This window comes from Microbacterium luticocti DSM 19459 (genome assembly GCF_000422405.1).
Taxonomy (GTDB): Bacteria; Actinomycetota; Actinomycetes; order Actinomycetales; family Microbacteriaceae; genus Microbacterium; species Microbacterium luticocti.
In genome coordinates this window covers 174,630-196,768 of sequence record NZ_AULS01000004.1, presented here as the reverse complement: position 1 = coordinate 196,768, position 22,139 = coordinate 174,630, and the positions used below count along the sequence as shown (strand labels likewise).

General features: G+C 70.2%; 19 protein-coding genes. 6 read left to right on the top strand and 13 right to left on the bottom strand.

What is annotated here, in order from left to right; genetic code table 11:
• Positions 1-136: 136 nt before the first annotated feature.
• Positions 137-631 carry a GNAT family N-acetyltransferase gene (locus tag H577_RS0107055; RefSeq protein ID WP_051191830.1) on the bottom strand — a complete coding sequence of 165 codons (495 nt, stop codon included), beginning with the start codon at positions 629-631 and terminating at the stop codon, positions 137-139.
• Between the two features lie 51 nt (positions 632-682).
• Here H577_RS0107055 and H577_RS0107050 point away from each other — a divergent pair, with 51 nt between their 5' ends.
• Both H577_RS0107050 and H577_RS0107045 read left to right on the top strand, forming a co-directional pair.
• Positions 683-1,261, top strand: coding sequence for an HhH-GPD-type base excision DNA repair protein (locus tag H577_RS0107050; RefSeq protein ID WP_029145367.1), 579 nt, complete (start codon positions 683-685; stop codon positions 1,259-1,261).
• Positions 1,262-1,268: 7 nt separating this feature from the next.
• On the top strand, positions 1,269-2,108 hold the full coding sequence (locus H577_RS0107045; RefSeq protein WP_029145366.1) for a universal stress protein: 840 nt from the start codon (positions 1,269-1,271) through the stop codon (positions 2,106-2,108).
• Positions 2,109-2,389: 281 nt separating this feature from the next.
• On the opposite strand, the gene H577_RS0107040 is transcribed toward H577_RS0107045, so the two are convergent.
• The 6 genes from H577_RS0107040 to H577_RS0107015 are packed head-to-tail and all read right to left on the bottom strand — an operon-like array spanning position 2,390 to position 10,666.
• Positions 2,390-3,955: a zinc-binding metallopeptidase family protein gene (locus H577_RS0107040; RefSeq protein ID WP_036284090.1), complete on the bottom strand. Its 1,566-nt coding sequence runs from the start codon at positions 3,953-3,955 to the stop codon at positions 2,390-2,392.
• Between the two features lie 50 nt (positions 3,956-4,005).
• Entirely contained in the window at positions 4,006-5,007 is a 1,002-nt protein-coding gene (locus H577_RS0107035; protein ID WP_029145364.1) for a C-terminal binding protein, read from the bottom strand.
• 22 nt (positions 5,008-5,029) lie between these two features.
• A complete protein-coding gene (gene speB / locus H577_RS0107030; protein ID WP_029145363.1) occupies positions 5,030-5,989 on the bottom strand; it encodes an agmatinase in 960 nt (319 codons plus the stop codon).
• Positions 5,986-7,632 (bottom strand): thiamine pyrophosphate-binding protein, encoded by a 1,647-nt coding sequence (locus H577_RS0107025; RefSeq protein ID WP_029145362.1) that lies wholly within the window; start codon positions 7,630-7,632, stop codon positions 5,986-5,988. Before H577_RS0107025 ends, speB begins: the two co-directional genes overlap by 4 nt.
• Positions 7,629-9,302: an amidohydrolase gene (locus tag H577_RS0107020; protein WP_029145361.1), complete on the bottom strand. Its 1,674-nt coding sequence runs from the start codon at positions 9,300-9,302 to the stop codon at positions 7,629-7,631. Before H577_RS0107020 ends, H577_RS0107025 begins: the two co-directional genes overlap by 4 nt.
• A gap of 2 nt (positions 9,303-9,304) precedes the next feature.
• Positions 9,305-10,666 carry an MFS transporter gene (locus tag H577_RS0107015; protein ID WP_029145360.1) on the bottom strand — a complete coding sequence of 454 codons (1,362 nt, stop codon included), beginning with the start codon at positions 10,664-10,666 and terminating at the stop codon, positions 9,305-9,307.
• A gap of 253 nt (positions 10,667-10,919) precedes the next feature.
• Here H577_RS0107015 and H577_RS0107010 point away from each other — a divergent pair, with 253 nt between their 5' ends.
• On the top strand, positions 10,920-11,867 hold the full coding sequence (locus H577_RS0107010; RefSeq protein ID WP_051191841.1) for an Lrp/AsnC family transcriptional regulator: 948 nt from the start codon (positions 10,920-10,922) through the stop codon (positions 11,865-11,867).
• A gap of 78 nt (positions 11,868-11,945) precedes the next feature.
• On the opposite strand, the gene H577_RS0107005 is transcribed toward H577_RS0107010, so the two are convergent.
• The 3 genes from H577_RS0107005 to H577_RS0106995 all read right to left on the bottom strand — a co-directional run bounded on the left by H577_RS0107005 (position 11,946) and on the right by H577_RS0106995 (position 15,431).
• Positions 11,946-13,457, bottom strand: coding sequence for a fatty acyl-CoA synthetase (locus tag H577_RS0107005; protein ID WP_029145358.1), 1,512 nt, complete (start codon positions 13,455-13,457; stop codon positions 11,946-11,948).
• A gap of 82 nt (positions 13,458-13,539) precedes the next feature.
• Complete coding sequence (locus tag H577_RS0107000) at positions 13,540-14,928, bottom strand: glycine--tRNA ligase (protein WP_029145357.1); 1,389 nt, start codon at positions 14,926-14,928, stop codon at positions 13,540-13,542.
• 104 nt (positions 14,929-15,032) lie between these two features.
• Positions 15,033-15,431 carry a magnetosome magnetite crystal formation protein family gene (locus tag H577_RS0106995; protein ID WP_036284087.1) on the bottom strand — a complete coding sequence of 133 codons (399 nt, stop codon included), beginning with the start codon at positions 15,429-15,431 and terminating at the stop codon, positions 15,033-15,035.
• Between the two features lie 208 nt (positions 15,432-15,639).
• Here H577_RS0106995 and H577_RS15470 point away from each other — a divergent pair, with 208 nt between their 5' ends.
• Positions 15,640-16,230, top strand: coding sequence for a class I SAM-dependent methyltransferase (locus H577_RS15470; protein ID WP_051191829.1), 591 nt, complete (start codon positions 15,640-15,642; stop codon positions 16,228-16,230).
• A 442-nt stretch (positions 16,231-16,672) separates the two neighbouring features.
• On the opposite strand, the gene H577_RS16940 is transcribed toward H577_RS15470, so the two are convergent.
• Both H577_RS16940 and H577_RS18260 read right to left on the bottom strand, forming a co-directional pair.
• On the bottom strand, positions 16,673-18,133 hold the full coding sequence (locus H577_RS16940) for an HNH endonuclease signature motif containing protein (protein ID WP_051191828.1): 1,461 nt from the start codon (positions 18,131-18,133) through the stop codon (positions 16,673-16,675).
• A complete protein-coding gene (locus H577_RS18260) occupies positions 18,130-18,306 on the bottom strand; it encodes a hypothetical protein (RefSeq protein ID WP_425411315.1) in 177 nt (58 codons plus the stop codon). Before H577_RS18260 ends, H577_RS16940 begins: the two co-directional genes overlap by 4 nt.
• Positions 18,307-18,443: 137 nt before the next feature.
• Between H577_RS18260 and H577_RS0106975 the strand changes: the two genes are divergently transcribed.
• A complete protein-coding gene (locus H577_RS0106975; RefSeq protein ID WP_029145355.1) occupies positions 18,444-19,667 on the top strand; it encodes an ATP-binding protein in 1,224 nt (407 codons plus the stop codon).
• Positions 19,668-19,861: 194 nt separating this feature from the next.
• Here the strand turns inward: H577_RS0106975 and H577_RS0106970 are convergent, their stop codons facing one another.
• On the bottom strand, positions 19,862-20,581 hold the full coding sequence (locus H577_RS0106970) for a hypothetical protein (protein ID WP_029145354.1): 720 nt from the start codon (positions 20,579-20,581) through the stop codon (positions 19,862-19,864).
• 101 nt (positions 20,582-20,682) lie between these two features.
• Here H577_RS0106970 and H577_RS0106965 point away from each other — a divergent pair, with 101 nt between their 5' ends.
• On the top strand, positions 20,683-22,086 hold the full coding sequence (locus H577_RS0106965) for an MFS transporter (RefSeq protein ID WP_029145353.1): 1,404 nt from the start codon (positions 20,683-20,685) through the stop codon (positions 22,084-22,086).
• Positions 22,087-22,139: the final 53 nt, after the last annotated feature.

Here is a 22,139-nt window from a genome sequence, read left to right as displayed (position 1 = left end):
AGTCGACGCATATGGCGGGGTCTGCCCTGCCGGAGCCGCCATTCGCGTCGACCGAATCGGATGCCTCGGGTTCAGTCGACACATATGGCGGGACTCGCGCCGGCAGAGCCGCCATTCGCGTCGACCGAATCCAACGTCAGACCGGATCGGTCTTGAGGCGCGCCGCCGTCACGACATCGACTCGTTCGCCGTTCACGAGGAACTTCTCGCGCTCGAGTCCTTCTTGGACGAACCCGGCGGCGCGCGCGACGGCGCCCGAACCCGGGTTGTTCACCCGGTAGCCGAGTTCGAGGCGGTGCAGCCCGCCCTCACCGAGCTCTCGATCTGCCAACGCACGCACCAGCCTCGACGTGACACCCCGACGCCGGGCATCGGGGTGCGCCCAGTAGAACACCCAGCCGTTTGCGTTCGCTCGGTCGACCGACACTGCAGCGAGGGCGAGCAGCCGGTCGGCATCATCGGCTGCGACGAGCGTGCGGACGTCGGGGTCCTCGAGCATCCGTGTCACATAGGCGCGGGCTGAGGCCAGATCATGCATGTCGCCTTGACGACTCATCTCGGCAGCATCCGAGACGAACGCATCGAGCACGCGATCAGCATCGGCTGCCCGCAACTCCCGAAAGACCGTCACGCTCGCCAGGTTACCCAGCCATGCCCCGGACACCGCTGGCAGACTGGAGCCATGGCCCTTCACATCACCGCAGACCCGGCCGCCGACGAGCTGCTCACAGGCAACCCGCTCGCTCTGCTGATCGGGATGCTGCTCGACCAGCAGGTTCCGATGGAGACCGCGTTCGCGGGCCCGCTCAAGCTGCAGCAGCGGCTCGGGGCGGTGGATGCCGCGGCCATCGCGCGCGCCGACCCCGAGGTCTTCGCGGCGGCGTTCCGCGAGCCCCCGGCGGTGCACCGCTTTCCGGGATCGATGGCCACCCGCGTGCAGGCGCTGTGCCAGGCGGTCGCCACGGAGTGGGACGACGATGCGAGCGCCATCTGGACGAAAGGCTCCCCCGACGGCGCCGAGGTGCTTCGCCGGCTGAAGGCGCTGCCGGGATTCGGGGAGCAGAAGGCGAAGATCTTCCTCGCACTGCTCGGCAAGCAGTGCGGATTCGACGGCGACGGCTGGCGTGAGGCATCCGCCCCCTACGGCGAGAACGGATCGTTCCGCAGCGTCGCCGACATCACCGACCCCGACGCGCTCGCCAAGGTGCGGGCGTTCAAGCGCGAGATGAAGGCCGCGGCCAAGGCCGCCGCCGGAAAGTGAGGTCATCGTGACCGAGAAGATCGTCGTCGGCGTCACCTCCGTCCCTGTCGGCGACCGGGTGGTGCGCTGGGCGGCCGACCGCGCCGCCGCCTCGGGCGCGGCGGTCGAGCTGATCACCGTCGTCGGCGGCGCCGTCGGCGCGGTCGGCGAAGACAGTGTGGCGCAGGCCGCGCACGATGCCGCCGCCGAAGCCCTCGCCTCGCGCGCGGCGCGCATGCGTGAGGCCGGCATCGAGGTGACCACCCGCGTCGAGCGGGGCAACCCGGTCGCCGTGCTCGTCGACGCCTCCGAGGGTGCCGGCCTGCTTGTCATCGGCAGCGATTATCGCGGGCCCGAATCCGGCACGGTGCGCGGCGCCCACGGCATCCGCATCAGCGCCGCCGCGCACTGCCCGGTGGTCGTCGTGCCCGACATCGACATCGCCGGCCGCACCGGCGTGGTCGTCGGCACCGACGGTTCCGAGGTCTCGGCCGGCGCCGTGCGGTTCGCCGCCGCCGAGGCCGTGCGCCTGGGCGAGCCGCTGGTCGCGGTGAGCGTGTGGACGCCGATGCCGATCCCCGGCCCGATCAGCGGATACCCCGAGCCGTACTTGGACGACATGCAGGACGTGACGGCCGAGATCCTGCGCACCGCGCTCGCCGACGTGCGCGCCGCCCACCCCGACCTTCAGATCACCGAGCACGTCGAGTGCGGCTACCCGTCCGCGATCATCAACGAGCTTGCACAGACCGCACGGCTGGCGGTGGTCGGCAGCCACGGCCGCGGCGCGTTCGCACGGCTGCTGCTCGGATCGATCAGCCACGAAGTGCTCGCACGCGTGGCGACGGTCACCGCGATCGTGCGGTGACGGGCGGCTCAGGATGCCGCGACCCGCGCGATCGCGCGTGGGCCGCGGCATCCGTCGTCACATGACTGCGCCACGGATCTGCGACTGCGCCGTCGATCGGTGGCGCCGTCGCTGCGAACAGGCGCAGTCGCGTGAACAGGCGCCGTCGCCGCAAACAGGCGCCGTCGCCGCAAACAGGCGCAGTCGCCGCGAACAGGCGCAGTCGCGTGAACAGCGCGGCGCGCCGCGAACAGGCGCAGTCGCGTGAACAGCGCACCGCACCGCGAGCAGCGCGCCGCGCCTCACCAGTGCCGGTGTTCGCCGGCGCCGGAGTAGTCCGGCCACGGCAGGTCGATCGGCGCCTCGAAGTCCGCGGGCAGCAGCGCCGGCATCGGGTCTGCGGCGACACGCTCGTCGAACTCCGCCTTCGCCGCGGCGAGCGTGTCAGGAGAGGTCAGCAGGTCGAGGAACGTGCCGGCGACCGTCTTGCCTGCGGTCACGATGGTCGGCGCGATCGTGGCCGGGATGCCGCCGAGCGCGTTCATCACCCAGGCCGGGTACGCTCCGGCGCCCGGCACCGGCGCCAGCGCCGGGCGCGACACGTAGAACCGCACCAGCGGCGCGTAGTGCGACATCTCGACGTAGTCGTCGCTGGTCCAGTTGCGCTGCCACGCGGGCATGTGCTCGCGCAGGATCCGCTCCGCCTCCTGCGGCTCGATCAGCCGCTCGGTCTCGGCCAGGAACGGCTTTTCGGCCGGTTCGTGCCCGAGCGAGCGCTGGATGTCCTGCGCGACGGCCACGGCATCCGGCCCGTACACAGGCGCCCCGACGGCCTCAAGGTTCGCGTACAGCGTCTGCGCCATGACGTGATTGGTGCGGCCCGGGCGGCTGCGCGCCACCCACCGCTCCTCGAGCTCGCAGTGCGCCATCGTCGCGGACGCTGCCGCGTTGCGGTCGAGCACGGCGAGGATGTGCTCGGCCATCTCGACGTCGGGGGTGCGCCACGAGAACTGCAGCCGCGCCACCCGGTGCGGCAGGTTGTCGGCGGTGGCCTGCCCGTCGCTGAGGATCGCGTCCGAGAAGCTCCAGCCGCCGGTGGCCGGCAGCATCGAGTCGAGCATGGTGCGGGATGCCGTATACATCTGCGCCAGCGCCACGTTCGCCCCCGGTGCCCGGGCTGCGGAGTGCGATGCCGGGATCGGCGAGTTCGGGTCGGCGCTGGAGATCTGCCAAGTTTCGGGATGGTCGCACACGAACGTGTAGACCTTGCTGTAGTACGCACCGCACTGGGTGTCCCACCGGGCGGTGTTGCACAGCGGCAGCATGTAGAACGGGTGGAACGACACGATGGCGTCAACGCCGTCGTAGTAACCGCGCAGCCCGTGCACGACCTTCGAGCCGTGCATCTTCTCGGCCGGCTCGCCGGTGTACTTCAGGGTGCCGGTGATGCCGTGCTGCACCATGGCGTGCTTGGTGGCGAGCACGCCCGCGAGCGTCGAGATGCCGAGCACCGAGTGCGGGTCGGTGTGCCCGGGCGCGAAACGGCTGAGGCCCTCACGGGGACGCTCGGCGGTGTCGGCGGCCTGGCTGTTGCCGGGCACCGCGTCGTACTCGGCATAGGTCAGCAGCGTGGGGCCGTCACCGTTGCTCCAGGTCGCGCTGAACGCGGTGGGCATGCCCGCCGACCCGTCTTCGACCTCGAACCCTTCGGCGCGCAGCAGCTTGACGTACCACGCCTGTGAGCGGTACTCCCGCCAGGCCGGTTCGGCCAGCTGCCAGATGTGGGTGTGCCACTCCACGAGCCGATCGAGGTTGTCGTCGATCCACTGGCGTGCGGTCTGTTTCGCGTCGTCGGTCAGCTGTGCCACGGCAGGTTCCTTCTTTCTTGCAGGCTGGGTTGCGGGTTCTGGGTTGCGGGTCAGCCGCGCGGGGCCGAAGGGCGGTTCACCGGCGAGTCGGGCGTGCCGTTCGCGAGCAGCGACACCGCGTTCTGCGCCTGGATGCGCACGTACTCGATCTCGGTGCGCTGCGAGAAGTACGCGATGTGCGGGGTGAGCGTGACGTCGTCTCGGCCGAGCAACGGGTGGCCCGGCCGCGGCGGCTCCTGGTCGAGCACGTCGAGCGCGGCCCCGGACAGGTGCCCCGCATCGAGCGCGGCCACCAGCGCATCGTTGTCGATGAGCGCGCCGCGCGATACATTCACGAGCACCGCACCGTCGGGCATCCCGGCCAGGAACGCGGCATCCACCATCTTCTCGGTCTCGGCCGTCAACGGCAGATGCAGCGACAGCACGTCGGCGGATGCCTGCACCTGATCGAGTCCGGTGCGTTCCACGCCGAGCCGGGTGAGCTCGGCACGCACCTCGAGGGTGTCGGGCATGAGCGGGTCGTAGCCGACCACCCGGCCGAAAAGCGGGCCGGCCTGCCGGGCGAACTCACGGCCGATCTTGCCGAGCCCGACGATGCCGAGCGTCCGCTCGCTGAGCCGAGGCGGCGCCGTCGGCCCGCGCTCGTTCCAGTCGGCCGGGTTCGCGCTGGCCAGGTAGAACCTCAGCTGACGCAGCGTGTACAGCAGGATCGCCAGCGCGTGGGTGGCGACCTCTTCGGTGGCCGCTCCCGGCACGTTCGTCACCCAGACGCCGTGCTCGGCGGCGGTATCGATGTCGACGTAGTCGAAGCCCATCGACATCAGGGCGATCAGCCGCAGGTTCGGCAGCGCCTCGATGACGGTGCGGTCGATGGCCGCATATCCGGGGAGCAGGGCCACCGCATCCCGGGCGCCTTCGATGATCTGCTGCGGGTCGCGGGTGCCGAGCACCCGCACCTCGAACCCGTGCTGCTCGAGCAGGGCGATGCCGGGGGCCGGGTCGGTGTCGTCGACGTCGGTGTAGACGGCGATCGGGCGGGCGGTGTCGGTCATCTCGGTCTCCTGGCTGGGCGTGTCACTGGCCGCGGCCGCGCACGATGGCGCGGGCCATGGCGGTCATGATGTCGTAGGCGACGTGGCTGGCGGCGATGCCGGTCATCTGGGCGTGGTCGTACGCGGGGGCGACCTCGACCACGTCGGCCCCCACGATGTCGAGGTCGGCCAGGCCCCGGATCAGGCGCAGCAGTTCGCGGCTGGTCAGGCCCCCCGCCTCGGGGGTGCCGGTGCCCGGCGCGTGCGCGGGGTCGAGCACGTCGATGTCGACCGAGACGTAGAGCGGCTTGTCGCCGATGCGGCGGCGCAGCCGGTCGAGGGCGGCGGGGATGCCGTTCTCTTCCACGTATTCGCTGGTGATGATCGAAAAGCCCAGTCGCTCGTCGTCTTCGAGGTCGCCCTTGCCGTACAGCGGGCCGCGGGTGCCCACGTGCACCGACGCGGTGCGGTCGAGGAATCCCTCTTCGGATGCCCGCCGGAACGGCGTGCCGTGTGTGATGGGCTCGTCGAAGTAGGTGTCCCAGGTGTCCAGGTGTGCGTCGAAGTGCACGACCGCGACCGGTCCGTGCTTGGCGCTGATCGCCTTCAACAGCGGGTAGGCGATGGTGTGGTCGCCGCCGATGGTGAGGATGCGGTCGACCCGGCTGCCCAGGTCGGTCGCCGCCTCGGCGATGGCGTCGACCGCCTCGTGGATGTGGAACGGGTTGACGGCGATGTCACCGGCATCCGCCACCTGCACCGCCTCCCATCCCGAGAAGTCTTGCGCCGGGTTGTAGGGGCGCAGCAGCCGACTCGAGGCACGCACGTGCTCGGGTCCGAACCGGGCACCGGGGCGGAAGCTCACCCCGGTGTCGAACGGGATGCCGACCACGGCGATGTCGACGTCGCCGACGTCTTCGAGCCGCGGCAGCCGGGCGAAGGTCGACAGTCCCGCGTAGCGCGGGGTCTTCGAGGCGTCTGCCGGTCCGATCGGGGTGCTCATGCCTGCTCCTTCGTGGTGGTGGCGCCGACATCGAACGACGCCTGGGCGAGGTGGATCACCTGCAGCCCGCCGTCGGCAAGCGCCTGCCGCACGGCGGCGGCGAGCGCGCCGGCGTCGGCGGGCCGGTGGCCGGTGCCGCCGAACGCGGCGCCGAGGGCCGCCCAGTCGGGCTGGGTCAGCTCGACGCCGATCGGGGCGATGCCGGCGTCGGCCTCGTTCTGCTTGATCTCGGCGTAGCCGCCGTTGTCGACGACGATCACGGTGACGTCCAGGCCCTGCTCGACGACGGTCATCATCTCTTGCAGCGAGAACATCAGCGCACCGTCGCCGACGACCACGAACGCGGGCCGGTCGGGTGCGGCGATGCGCGACCCGAGCGCGGCCGGCAGCCCGTAGCCGAGGGTGGCGTAGGTGCCCATGTACGGGGTGGAGTTCGCACGCGACGCCTTCAGCACGTTGAGCAGCCCCCAGTAGGCGATCTGCGACGAGTCGGTCGCGACGATCGCGTCGGGCGGCAGCACCCCGGCGATGCACTCGGCCAGAGCGGTGTTGCCGGGTGAGAGCTCGGCGGTCTCGGCGCGCACCGCGGCCAGCGTCTCGGCGACCCGGGCGTTCTGCGCCGGTTCACCGCGCCCGAGCGCGTCGGCGAGTGCGCCCAGCGCGGCGGCGGCGTCGCCGACGATACCGACGGTCGCGTCCTGGTTCTTGTTCAGTTGCGAGGCGACCAGGTCGATGCGGATGACGGTGCCACGGGCGTCGAGCCGGTCGACCCAGAGTTCGGCTTCGCCGAGCTTGGAGCCGACCACGAGCAGCACGTCGGCGTCGCGGGCGCGGTTGCGGGCGGCGGCCAGGCGCAGGTTCGAGCCCAGCGACAGCGGGTGGTGCTCGTCGAGCACGCCCTTGGCGTTCAGCGTCGTCACCACCGGGGCACCCAGCCGTTCGGCCACGGCGCGCAGCTCGTCGGCTGCGCCGCGCGAACCGCCGCCGGCGAGGATGACGGGGTCTGCGGCTGCGGCCAGCAGCCGTGCCGCCTCGGCGATCGTGTCGGGGTCGGGTACCGGTGCCGCCGGGGACGTGCGCGGCGCGAGCTGCTCGTCGGGAAGGTCGGCGACCTCTTCGAGCACGTCCAGCGGAACCTCGATGTACACCGGCCGGGGGCGGCCGGTGGCGAACAGCGCGAACGCGTCGTGGACCGCGGTCACGGCTTCGGCGGCGGACGAGACCCGGCGGCCCCATTCCACGACGGCGGATGCCGCGGCCAGCTGGTCCTTGGTCTCGTGCAGCGTGCCGACGTCGGCGAACTCGCGGCCGCGGGCGGGGCCGGGCGACAGGATGATCATCGGCCGGGACTCGCAGTATGCGGTGCCCGCCGCCGACAGCGCGTTGAGCAGGCCCGGGCCGCTGGTGGTCAGCACGACGCCCGGCATCCCGGTCTGCAACGACCAGCCGTCGGCGGCGTACCCGGCGCCCTGCTCGTGGCGGGTCGTGACGGGACGGATGCCGAGGGCACGCAGTGGCCGGTAGAACTCGAGGTTGTGGGTGCCGGGGATGCCGAACACGGTATCGACGCCGTAGCCGCGCAGGGTCTGCATGACCACCGAGCCGGTCGTGCGCTTGTCGTCTGTGTGCATGCTTTCGCTCATCTTCCGTCCGTCCGATACTTCACGGTGCCGTCCACCCAGGTCTCGAGCACCGGGATCTCGGCGATCTGCTCTGCCGGCACCGCGAGCGGGTCGCCGCCGAGGATGACGAAGTCGGCGCGCTTGCCGACCGTCAGCGAGCCCAGCTCGTTCTCGCGGCCGATCGACGTCGCCCCTTCGAGGGTGTGCGCGCGCAGCGCGTCGGCCGCACTGATGCACAGCGTGTCGGGTCCGAGCTTGTGGCCGCGCCGGGTCACCCGGGTCACCGCCGCCTGGATCGCCTCGAGCGGGCGCGGCTCGGCCACCGGCGCATCGGACGAGATCGTGATCGGCACGCCGGCGTCACGGAATTCGCCGAGCGGGTTGAACCGCTCGCCAGGCGTGCCGATGGCCTGCTCGACCCCCTCGCCCCAGTTGTAGTAGTGCTGGGTCTGGTTGACCGGGCGCATGCCGAGCCGGGCCATGCGGGCGATGTCATCGGGCGTGGGCAGACCGCAGTGCTCGATGCGGTGCCGCGCATCGGCGTCGGGTGTGTCGGCGAGCGCCTGCTCGACCGCATCCACCACCATCTTGATGGCGACCGGGGACTGGGCGTGCGTGGCGGTCTGCAGCCCGGCGGCGTGGGCCTTGCTCACCAGCTCGGCGTACTCGGCCGGCTCGTGGTACAGCTGGCCGGTGCGGCACGGATCGCCCACATACCCTTCGGGGAAGTACGCGGTCCAGCCGCCGAGTGTGCCGTCGGCGTACAGCTTGATGCCGGCGAACGAGAGGAACGCGTTGCCGAACGGGCCGGTCAGGCCCAGCTCGATGACCTGGTCGAGCAGGTGCGAGAGGAAGTACATCGACACCCGCACATGCAGCGCGCCGCGGTCGGCGAGCTCGAGGTAGGCGGCGAACTCGCGCTGGGACACCTGGGCGTCGCCGATCGCGGTCACCCCGCCGGCCAGGAACTCGCGCTGCACGTGGCCCAGCTGCCGCTGGTGTTCGGCCGGGGCGTCGGCGAGGTGGAAGTTCGGTCCGTGGTGGCCGACCTTCACCCCGTGCAGTCCGGTGAGCACGTTGCAGGCGGCATCCGAGAGCTCGCCGGTCAGCTCGCCGTCCGCGTCGCGGAAGAACTCGCCGCCTTCGGGGTTCGGGGTGTCGCGGGTGATGCCGTAGCGGGCGAGCGTGAACGTGTTGACCACGCCGCCGTGGCCGGAGGCGTTCATGATGTACACCTCGCGGTCGGTGGCGATCTGGTCGAGCTCGTGCCGGGTGGGGTGGCGCTTCTCCACGAGGTTGCGCTGCTCGTAGCCGAAGCCGCGCACCGGCACCCCGGCAGGCAGGGTGGCCGCCCGCTCGCGCATGAGCTCCACGATCTCGGGGATGGAGCCGGCCTCGTCGGGGCCGACGTCCACCCAGGTCAGTAGCTGCCCATACATCAGCGGGTGGGCGTGGGCGTCGATGAACCCGGGCACCACGGTCGCGTCGGGGTGGTCGATGCGGATCGGATCGAGCCCCGCCGCGGCGGCCGCCTGTTCGACCTCGTCGCGCGAGCCGACCGCGATGATCATGCCGCCCGCGGTGAGCATCGCCTCGGCGCGGGGGTTCTGCTCGTCGACGGTGTGGATCGTGCGGGCCGTGATCAGGGTCGCCGCCGAGTCACGGTCATCATAGGTCGCCAGGCGGCGCATGCTCATCTGCTCCTCTTGCCGATGTTGCGGACGGTGGTGGTGTCCATCCGCGGGGTCAGCGAATCGGTCGCCGGTGCCATGTCGGAGTGCTGCGGCGCGAAGAACGTGCCGAACAGGGCGACCACGCACAGCACCCCGAAGAAGGCGACCACCGACCAGAAGTTGCCGGTCGCCGCCAGCAGGCCCGACGCGATCGCCGGCGACAGGCCGCCCCACACGGCGGCACCGATGCCGTACGACAGCGACATGGACGTGTAGCGGGCCTGCGGCCGGAACATCTGCGTCATCACCGTCGACAGCGATGCCCATGCGCCGCTGAGGGTCAGTCGCAGCGCCGAGACCAGCACGTAGATCATCGTGACCTGGTGGTTCTGGATGACCAGCACCAGCGGCAGGAACACCAGGAACGACAAGATGACGCCCAGGTAGATGATCGACTTGCCACCCCACCTGTCGCCCAGCCACGCCAACGGCAGCGTCACCAGGGTCTCGACGAAGGATGCCACGGTCATGGCGCCCAGGATGATGGAGGCCGCCAGCCCCACGTCGGGGCCGGTCGCGAAGTTCTGCACGAACGTGGTGGCGATCACGTACCCGCCCGACGACATGGCGATGATGCAGAAGCCCAGCAGCATCGGCCACCAGTTGTTGCGCAGCGCGAACAGGATCGGGGTGGACTGCTTGTGCCCCTCGATCTTCTCTTCGAACACGGGCGTCTCTTCAACCCGGTAACGCACCCAGACGCCCACCGCGATCAGCACGATGCTGAACAGGAACGGGATGCGCCAGCCCCAACTGAGCAGCACCTCGTCGCCCATCGCGGCCAGGATCCAGAACGCGCCGGTGGCCAGCAGCGCACCGAGGGGGTTGCCCAGCTGGGTGAACCCGCCGTAGAAGACCTTGTGCTTGGGCGGTGCGCTCTCGACCGACATGAGGCTCGCGCCGCCCCATTCGCCGCCGACGGCCAGGCCCTGCGCCATGCGCAGCAGGATGAGGATGATCGCACCCCACACCCCGATCGTCGCGTAGCCGGGCACGCATCCGACCAGCACGGTCGCGACACCCATCGTCATCAGGGTGATGGTCAGGGCGGGCTTGCGGCCGATCTTGTCGCCGATGTGCCCGAAGATGATGCCGCCCAGCGGGCGCATGAAGAACGCGACGGCGTAGGTGCCGAACGAGGCGAGGGTGCCCAGGGCGTGGTCGACCTCGGGGAAGAACACCTGCGGGAACACGATCGCTGCGGCGGTCGCGTACACGTAGAAGTCGTACCACTCGATCGAGGTGCCGACCAGTGCGGCGAAGCCGGCGCGCAGCGCTCGGCGATGCGAGTGCACCGGCTGTGGGGCGGTGGAGGCGGACATACAGGGCTCCCTTGCTCTGACGGGGGTGCAGCGACGGCGATGGATGCTGCGCGGGTTGAGGCGACTATAGGCCGGTCACGGCGATCCGTCGACGGCAGATGGTGCCCTTCATAGCGCCTGAAACCGCTCATCTGCGGTAGCCTGCCGCCAGGTGCGAAATTTGAACGGCCGTTACCGGCAGATCGGCCGCGGATTCGTGGCATCCACCCGGCAGATCCGGCTATTTCGCACACGCGGGCAGAAGGGGGCCTGGATGAGCGTGCCGACCGAGCGCGGCCAGGCGCCGCGCGCGAAAGACCGCGACGACGACGTCGACGGCGAACTCATCCATGCGCTGCAAGAGAACGGGCGCACCAGCATCCAAGACCTCGCACGCACGCTCGATATCTCACGCGATTACGTCGCGCAGCGGCTGCGCACGCTCATCGAGCGTGACGGGCTGCGCATCATCGCGGCGCTGGACCCGGGCTTCGCCGGGCATCATGTGCTCATCCACGGCATGGTGAGCATCGTCGGGCCGGCGCGGCCGGTCGCCGAGCAGATCGCGCAGATGCCGGATGCCGTTTTCGTGTCGCTGGTCAGCGGCACCGCGCCGCTGGTGTTCGAGTCGCGGCACGGCGACGTCGCCGAGTTGCACGCGATGCTCGATGCGGTGCGCCGCATCGAGGCGGTGCGGCAGGTGCGGGTGACCACGTACGCCGAGGTGCTGAAGGGGTTCTTCGTCGCCGAGTCGCGCACCGAGGTGACCCTGGACGAGCTGGACCACCGGCTCATCGCCGCCCTGCAGCGCGACGGGCGGGCAAGCTTTCGGGCGCTGGCGGATGCCGTGCACCTGTCACCGTCGTCGACCCGGTCGCGGGTGCGGCGGATGATCGACGCAGGCGTCATCCGCATCTCGGCGATCCCGTCGGGTGGCCTGTCGCGCAACCGGGTGGCACTGGGTGTGGGCATCACACTGTGCGGCGAGGCCGAGCCGGTGCGGCGGTACATCCTCGACTCGCGCGCGATCGACTTCGCCGCCCGCTCGCACGGCAGCTACGACTTCATCGCGACGATCGGCGGATCGACGCCGGCGAACGTGCTCGCGGTGGTCGAGCAGATCCGCGCGCTGCCCGAGGTGGCCTCACTGGAGAGCTGGGCGCACCTGGACATCATCAAAGAGGACTACACCCGCGCACTCGGCCGGCTCGTGCCCGCGTGAGCGCTCCGCGCCGGCTGTGCCCGTGTGAGCGCCTCGCGCCGGCTGTGCCCGGGCGGGCGTGGGCGCCGCCGTCACCGGCTACGCCCGCGTACGCAGTTCGCGTTTGAGCAGCTTGCCGCTCTGGTTGCGCGGCAGCTCGTCGATGAACTCGACGCGTTTGGGCACCTTGAACGCGGCGAGCATGCCCTTCACGTGCGCGATGAGCTCGTCGGGGGTGACCGGCACGCCGTCACGCCGCACGACGAACGCGGTGATCGCCTCGATCCAGCGTTCGTCGGGCAGGCCCACCACGGCGACCTCGGCGACGGCCGCATGCGTGTAGAGCGCGTCCTCGACCTCGCGTGAGGCGACGAGGATGCCACCGGTGTTGATCACGTCCTTGATGCGGTCGACGACCGTGATGAAGCCCTCGGCGTCGCGGGTGACGAGGTCGCCGGAGTGGAACCACCCGTCGCGGAACGCCTCGGCGGTGGCCTCCGGGTCGTTCCAGTACCCGTCGCACAGCTGCGGCGACCGGTAGAGGATCTCGCCGGGTTCACCGTCGGGCACGTCGTGGCCGGCGGCATCCACCACCCGCGCCTGAACGAACAAGACCGGGCGTCCGCACGAGGCGGGGCGTTCGTCGTGCTCTTCGGGGCGCAGCACGGTGGCCAGCGGCGCGATCTCAGACTGTCCGAAGCAGTTGTAGAACCCCAGGTCAGGGTAGCGTTCGCGCAGGCGCTGCAGCACGGTCACGGGCATGATCGACGCCCCGTACTGCGCCTTGGTCAGCGACGACAGGTCGCGCGTGTCGAGGTCGGGGTGGTTCGCCAGCGGCACCCACACGGTCGGGGCGAGGAACAGCGAGCCGATGCGCTCGGACTCCACCCGTTCGAGGATCTCGGGCACGACCGGCGCACCCAGCAGCGTCACGGTGGCACCGATCGACAGATACGGCATCATGAACACGTGCATCGCGGCCGAGTGGTACAGCGGCATGCACACGAGGGGCCGGTCGTCGGCGGCCAGGTCGAGTGCGATCACGCACGAGACGTATTCGCTGACGAGGGCGCGGTGGCTCATCATCGCACCCTTCGGCTTCGAGGTCGTACCCGAGGTGAACAGCAACTGAGCGAGGTCTGCGGCATCCACCTGCTCGTCGATCACCGGCACGGCTCCCGCCGTCGCGGCGGCCAGCACCGAGTCGTCGCCGCCGCGCAGCGGCACGCGGTCGATGCCCAGCCGGGCGCAGACGGGGTCGGATGCCTCGGCGAGCGCCGGATCGGCCAGCAGCACCCTCGCCCCCGAGGTTTCGAGCAGGTATGCGAGCTCGTCGCCGCGGAGCGCGTAGTTGACCGGCACATGCACGAGACCCGCGCGTACGCAGGCGAGGAACGCGATCACGTACGCGTCGGAGTTCGTGCCGTAGGCGGCGATCCGGTCGCCTGGGCGTGCGCCCTGCGCGACCAGCCAGGCGGCGACGCGCGAGACGGCGTCGTCGAACTCGCGGTAGGTCCAGGTGCGGTCCTCGAAGGTGAGGGCGGTGCGATCGGGGGTGCGTGCGGCGCTGCGTCGGAGCACGCCGTCGACGGTGTCGGCGCGGGGGTTCATGGCTGAAGCCTAGTGCCGGCGCGCGTTGCCACGGGGTGTGGGGGGCGTGGGCGGATGCCGCGGGGTGCGGCATCCACTCGCCCTACGCGCCGCGCAGCCGCTCAGCCAGGTACTCCTCGACGGCGGCGACCGGCACCCGCTCCTGCGCCATGGTGTCGCGATCGCGCACGGTCACGGCGTCGTCGTCGAGCGAGTCGAAGTCGACGGTCACGCACAACGGGGTGCCGATCTCATCCTGCCGTCGGTAGCGGCGACCGATCGCGCCGGCGTCGTCGAAGTCGGTCACCCAGCCGCGCCCGCGCAGCCGGTCGGCCAGCTCGCGCGCCAGCGGTGACAGCCGCTCGTTGCGGCTCAGCGGCAGCACCGCGACCTTGACCGGCGCCAGCCGCGGGTCAAGGCCCAGCACGGTGCGGGTGTCGGTGCCGCCCTTCGCGTTCGGGGCCTCTTCTTCGCGGTACGCGTCGACCAGGAACGCCATCATGGCGCGGGTGAGGCCGAACGACGGCTCGATCACGTACGGGATGTACCGCTCGCCCGACGCCTGATCGAAGTACGACAGGGCATGACCGGATGCCTCGGAGTGGTTGCGCAGGTCGAAGTCGGTGCGGTTGGCCACACCCATCAGCTCGCCCCACTCCTTTCCGGCGAACCCGAACCGATACTCCAGGTCGATGGTGCCGTCGGAGTAGTGCGCGCGCTCGCCTGGGGGCACGTCGAACCGGCGCATGTTGTCGGGGTTCAGGCCGAGGTCGGTGAACCAGTTCCAGCACTCGTCGACCCAGTGCTCGAACCACTGCTGCGCGTCGGCCGGCGGCACGAAGTACTCGATCTCCATCTGCTCGAACTCGCGGGTGCGGAAGATGAAGTTGCCCGGCGTGATCTCGTTGCGGAACGCCTTGCCCACCTGGCCGACGCCGAACGGCGGTTTGCGGCGCGAGGCCTGCACGACGTTCGCGAAGTTGATGAAGATGCCCTGCGCGGTCTCGGGCCGCAGAAAGTGCAGGCCCGCCTCGTCATCGACGACGCCGAGGTACGTCTTCATCAGGCCCGAGAACGCCTTGGGCTCGGTGTAGCGGCCCTTGGTGCCGCAGTTCGGGCAGGGCACGTCGGCCAGGCCGTTCTCGGCGGGCCGGCCCTTGCGCGCCTCGAAGTCCTCGATGAGGGTGTCGGCACGGAACCGCTTGTGGCACTGCAGGCACTCCACGAGCGGGTCGGTGAAGGTGGCGACGTGGCCGGATGCCTCCCACACGCGCTTGGGCAGGATCACCGACGAGTCCAGCCCCACCATGTCGCCGCGGCCGCGTACGAAGCTCTGCCACCACTGCCGGCGGATGTTCTCCTTCAGCTCGGTTCCCAGCGGCCCGTAGTCCCACGCCGACCGCGACCCGCCGTAGATCTCACCGGCCTGGAACACGAACCCGCGGTGGCGGGCGAGGGCGATGACTTTGTCGAGACGGGACGGCTCGGCCACGGTGGCTCCAATGGTCGCACGAAGAAGAAAAGAGGATGCCGCCAGTGGCGGCATCCTCGATTCTATCGGCGGGCCGTCGTCGGCCCGGCCGGGTCAAACGACTGTCACTTGATGAACGGGATGGACATCGGGTAGGTGTAGAACTCGCCCTGGTTCGCCTTCACGGCGGCGATGATCGAGAACACGATGTTCAGGACCGCGGCCGCCAGCATGATGATGAATCCGATGAGGATGAACGCGGTGATGAACCCGACCACCCAGGCGATGACCAGCGTGAGCTGGAAGTTCAGCGCCGCCTTGGTGTGCGAGCGGATGAACGGACCGCGGTCCTTGAGCACCAGGTAGCCGATCAGGGCGGGCAGGAACTCGAAGAAGATGCCGCCGATGTGCACGAGGGTCGCCCAGAGCTTCTCGTCGGCCGGGTTCATCGACGGTGCCGGCTGGCCGTAGCCGCCCTGCGGAGGCACGGGCGGCTGCTGCGGAGGAATCGGTGGTGTAGTCACAGCCCCTGAGCCTAGGGGTTTCCTGTGTTCTGCGCCAGCATTTGCGCCGACTTCATCGCGGGCCGGGCCACGTCGGGTTCGGCACGCACGCGGTCGCTGCGCGACGTGCGCGTGGCCGTCGATGAGGTCGCTGGCGGGGCCCGCGGGCCGGAGTCGAAACGCCCGCAGCCCCCTCGCGCATCGCCGCGGTCGCGCGCAGACTGAGGGGATGTCCCCGGACCCGCTGATCGACGACGACGAGCTGGACGACCTCGAGCGTGAGCTGATCGGCCGCGCGCGGGGACGCGTGCTCGAGATCGGCGCCGGCCGGGGCGAGAACTTCGGCGCGCTGCCGCCCGAGGTGCGCTGGCAGGGGCTGGAGCCCGATGCCGAGCGGCGTGCCGAACTCGCCCAGCGCGCCCGGGAGTGGGGGCATGAGGCCGAGCCGATGGATGCGGTCGCCGAGCGCGTGCCGCTGGGTGAGGCATCCGTCGACACCGTCATCGGCACGTACGTGCTGTGCACAGTGGCCGATGTGGCGGCGGCGGCGCGCGAGATGCGGCGCGTGCTGGTGCCGGGCGGGCGGGTGCTGCTGGTCGAGCACGTGCGCGCGCCGCGAGGCCGGGTGCTGCCGCTGGTGCAGCGGCTGGCGACGCCGTTCACGGTGCGGTGGTGCGGTGGATGCCACCAGGATCGCGATCCGCTGCCGGCGCTGCGCGCGGCCGGTTTCGCCGAGGTCGAGGTGCGGCACGTGCGCGTGCGCGATCGGCCTTTGCTGCCGACGCCGACGCTGCTCTACGAGGGGCGGGCGCCGGTGTAGGTGCGGCCCGGGTGAGTGTGATGCTCGGCCTTGGACATCGACCGCAGTGCGCCGGCACAAGTGCGTCCATGAAGACGTCCCATTCGTGGGAGTGCCTAGGGTATACGTAGCGGCTTGCCCCGGCTCAAGCGGGGCGGAGGGGTCTAGAGTCCAATGGCAACTCGTACGTGGGTGAGGACAGCTATCACCTGGATCGTCGTCGGCGTCATCATTGGAGGGGTGCAAGTGGTCTTCACGGTTCCCCCATCTACCGCCGTGATCACAGGAACGCTCTCCGCCATCCTCGGCTTCCTCGTCAACCTATGGCTCACGCACCGCCAGGCGCGCCATTCGGGCGGTAAGTAAGCCAGGAGCCCCCGACATGCAGCGTCGAGGCTCCTCCCCTCTGGCGGTCAGCGGACCCGGATGATGGCGACATCGCTCGCTCAGCGAGCGGCGCCGGTCACCAGGGGGGCGGGTCGGGTTCGAGGATGTTGCCGGTGGGTGAGGTCCAGATTGCCTTGCCCGTCTCGGGGTCGGTGTCGACCCGCCACAGCGACTCGGTCTTGACCACATGATGGGGTTCACACAACGGCCCGGTGTTGCCGGCGTCGGTGGTTCCGCCATGTTGCCACTCGATGCGATGGTCGATGTCGCAGTCACGGGCCACGCGCCCGCACCCGGGCATCGTGCACACGGGATCTCGCACCCCGAGCCAGCGGCGGAGGTCTTTCGGGATGCGATACGTCTTGCGGTCCACGTCGAGCACGGTGCCGGTGATCGGGTGGGTGAGGATCCGCACCCAGCTGGTGGCGCCGCCGGCGAGCTTCTTCGCCGTCTCGAGGTCGATCGGCCCGTACCCATCCAGCGTTGCCGGCTCGTCGGACCGGCCCAGCAGCGACAGCACGGGGACGGTGATGGCGACCGCGGGCTTGGTGGCCGTGGCTTCGGCAGCGTCCTGCCCGGCGCCGGTCAGCAGGTCGAGAGCGACGTCGGCGCGCAGCTGGGCGAGAGTCCGACTCTCCCCCGGCTGGGCGTGCAGGTGCCTCGCGTACTGATCGACCCGGTCACCGGCCGCGTGCACACGGGCCGCGGGGCCGAACACGCTGAGGGTGGCCATGCCGTCCAGATCGGGGCCGGTCCATACCGCCCGATCCTCGCGGGCCCGGACGTGACGCACCTCGACTGATTCGGGATGCGCGCGTTCCCGCTTCGCCCGCGCGTACGTGCGGAAGGTACCCGGCGGCAACCGCCGCGCCGCATCAGCGATGCCCTGATCGAACGCCGCCCAGCTGTCGGGGTCATCATCGGGCAACGACTGGGCGAAGGTGGCCGCCAGAGCCGCGTTGCGTTCCTCCACGCCCCCGGCGGCGAACGCCGCCCACAGCAACGGGCACCTCTGCTGCAACGTCAGCGCGTCGTACGCGCGGGTGCGAACGACGCGCTCGGACAGGTGCACCCTGGTGGCGATGTCAACCGCTGCCGAGCGCACGGCGACCTCACGGCGCGCCGCGCGCACCTGCGCCGCGGTGCGCCCACGCGAATCGACCCAGTCCGGATCGAGCGTCGGGTCGGGCCCGCACCACGGTGCCGGGTCCGTCTCGGCATCGGAGAGGACCTGCGCGAACAGTGCGTACTGGCGGGCCGTGTCGACCCGGGCGCGCGCGGTGACCTTCTCGATCTCGTCCACGGCATGGTCATGCAGCACCCCGGATGCGGCGATGTCGGCCAGCCACGCCTCGTCGAGCCGGTCGGCCTCGTCTACCGGGATGCCGTGCGCATCACACACGTCACGTGGGTCGATCTCGTTGCCCAGGACCTCGTCGACCTCCAGGAACGCCGAGGCGACGCCGCACCGGGCATCACACGACGCATCGTCGGGCGCGTCATCGAACGCGTCTGCGAAGTCGGTCGGTGTGCTCATGATTCCACTGTAGGAGGAGGTTCCGACATCGGAGCCCCGCCCGCAAGGCGCTCGAGCGGTCGGCTGAACACAATCGGCACACCGGCATCCCAGCACAGGTCATGGATCCGCACCGCCTCGAGGTAGCCGCCGACCCGCCCGGCCTTGATCTTGACGACGGATGTCGCGCTCAGCGCGAGCGCGTGGGCCGCCGCCTCGGCCGAGGTGATCGACTCGTCGAGGCAGATCGGGCTGGTCTCAAGCTACGCGCGAGGCGATCAAGGATGTTGCAAGAGTATTTATCTAGCAATAAAGCTCTAATATCTCTGTTATGGATGCGTTGAGCAACCCCTTCACCCCGAATGCGGGGGCGATGCCGCCGCTCATGGTGGGCCGCGATGACAAGCTGGACAGCTTTCGCACCCTTCTCGGCAGGCTCGCTCGGGGCCGGACGGAACAGTCGATGATGATCACCGGACTCCGCGGCGTGGGCAAGACGGTGCTCCTCAACGCGTTCCGGCGGATGGCAGCCGAGACGGGGTGGGCCGTCATCGAGCTGGAGATCAGTAAGCACTCCGACGACGAGTTCCGGACGAAGCTCGCCGCTCAGATGCGTCAAGTGCTGCTGGAGATCTCTCCGCGGAGCCGTTGGCGGGAGAAGGCCCACCTCGCCGCGCGAGTCTTGCGCTCGTTCACGTTGGCTGTCGATCCCGACGGCCGCCTCACGATCGGCATGACACCGGATGCCGAGGAAGGTCGCGCCGACTCGGGGAACCTCTCTCTGGATCTTCCCGAGCTCCTTGTCGCCATCGGTGAGGCGGCTTCCGAAGCCGGCAAAGGCGTCGTCATCCTCCTCGACGAAGTTCAGTTCCTTTCGAAGGAACAGCTGGAAGCCGCTGTGATGGGCGTCCACAAGACCGTCCAGCGCGCACTGCCGATCACGCTCGTGGGCGCAGGTCTGCCGCAGATCGCCGAACTCGCCGGAGAGGCGAAGTCATACTCAGAGCGACTGTTCACGTTCCCGAGCATCGACGTACTCTCGGATGACGATGCACGCGAGGCGCTCTCGGGGCCGATCCGGAACGAGGGCGCCGCCATCACCACCGATGCCCTGGACCTCGCTCTGGAGGTCACGGGACGCTATCCCTATTTTCTCCAGGAACTCGGCTACGCGGCATGGGCCGAAGCCGATCACAGCCCGATCACCCGCGAGGACGTGCGCACGGCCACCGTCGCCTTTGAAGACAAGCTCGATGGCAGCTTCTTCCGGGTGCGACTGGACCGCACGACGGATCTCGAACGCGCCTACCTTCGCGCGATGGCGGAACTCGGCCCTCAGCCACAGTCGGCCGCCGACGTCGCCGCGCTTCTGGGACGGTCATCACAGCAATGCGGTCCCACTCGTTCGCAACTGGTCGAGAAGGGGCTGCTCTACACACCCAGCCACGGTTATGCCGCGTTCACCGTGCCCCATTTCGACCGGTTCATGAAGCGGGCGGTCCCCGTCCTGGACGTCCCTGCGATCAGACCGCGAGCTCGCAAGAATACGCGGTGATCCCGCGAGAGACCTCCACGCCTCGCGTGCGACCAAGGTGCAACTCGCGCGCGACCAAGGTGAAACTCGCGTGCGACCCAGGTGAAACTCGCGTGCGACGGAGGTGAAACTCGCGTGTGACGGAGGTGAAACTCGCGTGCGCGGCGTGCGCGGCGTGCGCGGCGCGCGCGGGGCGCCCGGGCGCGCGGCGCGGGTCAGCGGCGCACGAACAGGTAGCCGCGCTCGTCGTCGAATCCGCGGCAGAGAAGGCCCTCGAGACGGCACTCGTCGAACTCCTCACGCACCCGCAGGCGCCAGGCCGCGGCATCCGTCGGCGCGTCGCGCCGCAGCGCCTCGATGTCGGCCGGTATGCGCACGGATGCCACGACCTCGTCGTCTGCGGGCGTGGGCACCGGCGGGGCGGCCAGGGCCCAGGTGACCATGATGCGGTCGGTCTCATCGCCGCGGTTGACGCCGTCGTCCATCGGGCCGTAGTGGTTCACCAGGTACTCGGTGACCCGGGTGCCGAGCACCTGCAGGTTGAAGTGCGCGTTACGGGCGACGAGCGGATCGAACGTCCAGGTGATGTTGCCCACCTCACGCGCCAGCGCCCACTCGCGCTGGTGCTGCTTGAGCGCCCGCCCCAGCTCGCGGCCGCGGTAGCCGGGCAGCAAGCCGGTGATGTGCGAGTGCATCGACCGGGCCGACGGCTGCGCGAAGAACGCCACCGACGCCCCGATCATGCGGTCGCCGTCGTAGAGGCCGACCGCGTAGTTGCCGGCGTGCGCGAGCGCGCGCAGCAGGTTCGGCGGCATCCCCGATCGGTCGCCGCCCCACACCTCGCCCAACACCGCCGACGCGGCGAAGACCTGCTCGACCGTCTGCAGGGGCAGGATGCTGATGCCCGGAGGCGTGTGCGACGAGAGCTCTGCCATCTGTCCAGTCTGGCACCGACCGCCGCCCGAAACACGCACGACCGGGACGATAGCCTGATCGGGTGACACGGGATGAGGGGACCAGACGCCGCCTCACCCGGATGCCCCCGCAGGGCGCGATCGTCGCGGTGCTGGCCGTGGCGGGCCTGGCCTCATCGTTCATGTTCACGCTCGTGGTACCGATCCAGGCCAAGCTCCCCGAACTGCTGCACGCCAGCCGTGAAGACACCGCGTGGGTGGTCACCGCGACACTGCTGGCCGCGGCGGTGATGACCCCCATCGCCGGACGGCTCGGCGACATGTACGGCAAGCGCCGCATCGTGCTGGTGCTGCTGGCGGTGCTGGTGCTCGGTTCGGTCATCGCCGCCACCTCCCCCGGCATCGTCGGCATCGTCATCGGGCGGGCGCTGCAAGGCGCGGTCACCGGCGTCATCCCGCTGGGCATCTCGATCCTGCGCGACGTGCTGCACGAAGACCGTGTCGACGCCGCGATCGCGCTGATCAGCGCCACGCTCGGCGTCGGCGGCGCGCTCGGGCTGCCGATCAGCGCACTGATCACCGAACACAGCGACTGGCATGTGCTGTTCTGGATGGCGGCGGGCCTGGGCGCGGTGGTGTTCGCGCTCGTGCTGTGGATCGTGCCGGTGAGCGTACTGCGCACCGCCGGCCGGTTCGACCTGATCGGCGCGATGGGGCTGACGGTCGGCCTGGTCGGTGTGCTGCTGGCGATCTCGCGCGGCAACGAATGGGGCTGGACCTCGCCGGCGGTGCTGTGCTGCGGGCTGGGCGGCGTCGCCGTGCTGCTGCTGTGGGGCTGGTATGAGCTGCGGATCGCCGACCCGCTGCTCGATCTGCGGGTGGCCGCCCGCCGTCCGGTGCTGCTGACGAACATCGCCTCGGTCGCCATGGGATTCGCCCTGTTCGCCTCGAACGTCGTCTACCCGCAGATGCTCGAGCTGCCGCAGAGCACGGGCGCCGGGTTCGGCCTGTCGCTGCTGGCCGCGAGCCTCGTGGTGATGCCCTCGGGCCTGGTGATGATGGTGCTCTCGCCGTTCTCGGGCCGGCTCGCCCACACGGTCGGCCCGCGGCTGCTGCTGATCGCCGGCGCGGCAGCACTCATCGTCGCCTACGCGTACACCCTGCTGTTCTCGGCCGAGGTGTGGCAGATCCTGGTCGCGAACATCCTCATCGGTGTGGGCATCGGGTTCGGCTACGCCGCCATGCCGATGCTGATCATGCGGTCGGTGCCGCAGACCGAGACCGGCGCTTCGAACGGCCTGAACGCGCTGTTCCGGTCGCTGGGCACCAGCGCCGCCGCCGCGGTGATCGGCGCGGTGCTGGCGACCCTGACGGTCACGCACGGCGACGCCCAGGTTCCCACCTCCGCGGCGTTCCGGCTCTCGTTCGTGCTCGGCGGGGCGGCCGCGGTCATCGCGCTTCTGGTGGCGCTGTTCATCCCCGCCGCGCGCGACGCGGCCGAACGGCATCCGTCGCTGCCGCAGTGATCGCCGCGCGAGTGGGCACTGGGGCGGCCGAGGCATCCATCTGTGACACCGGC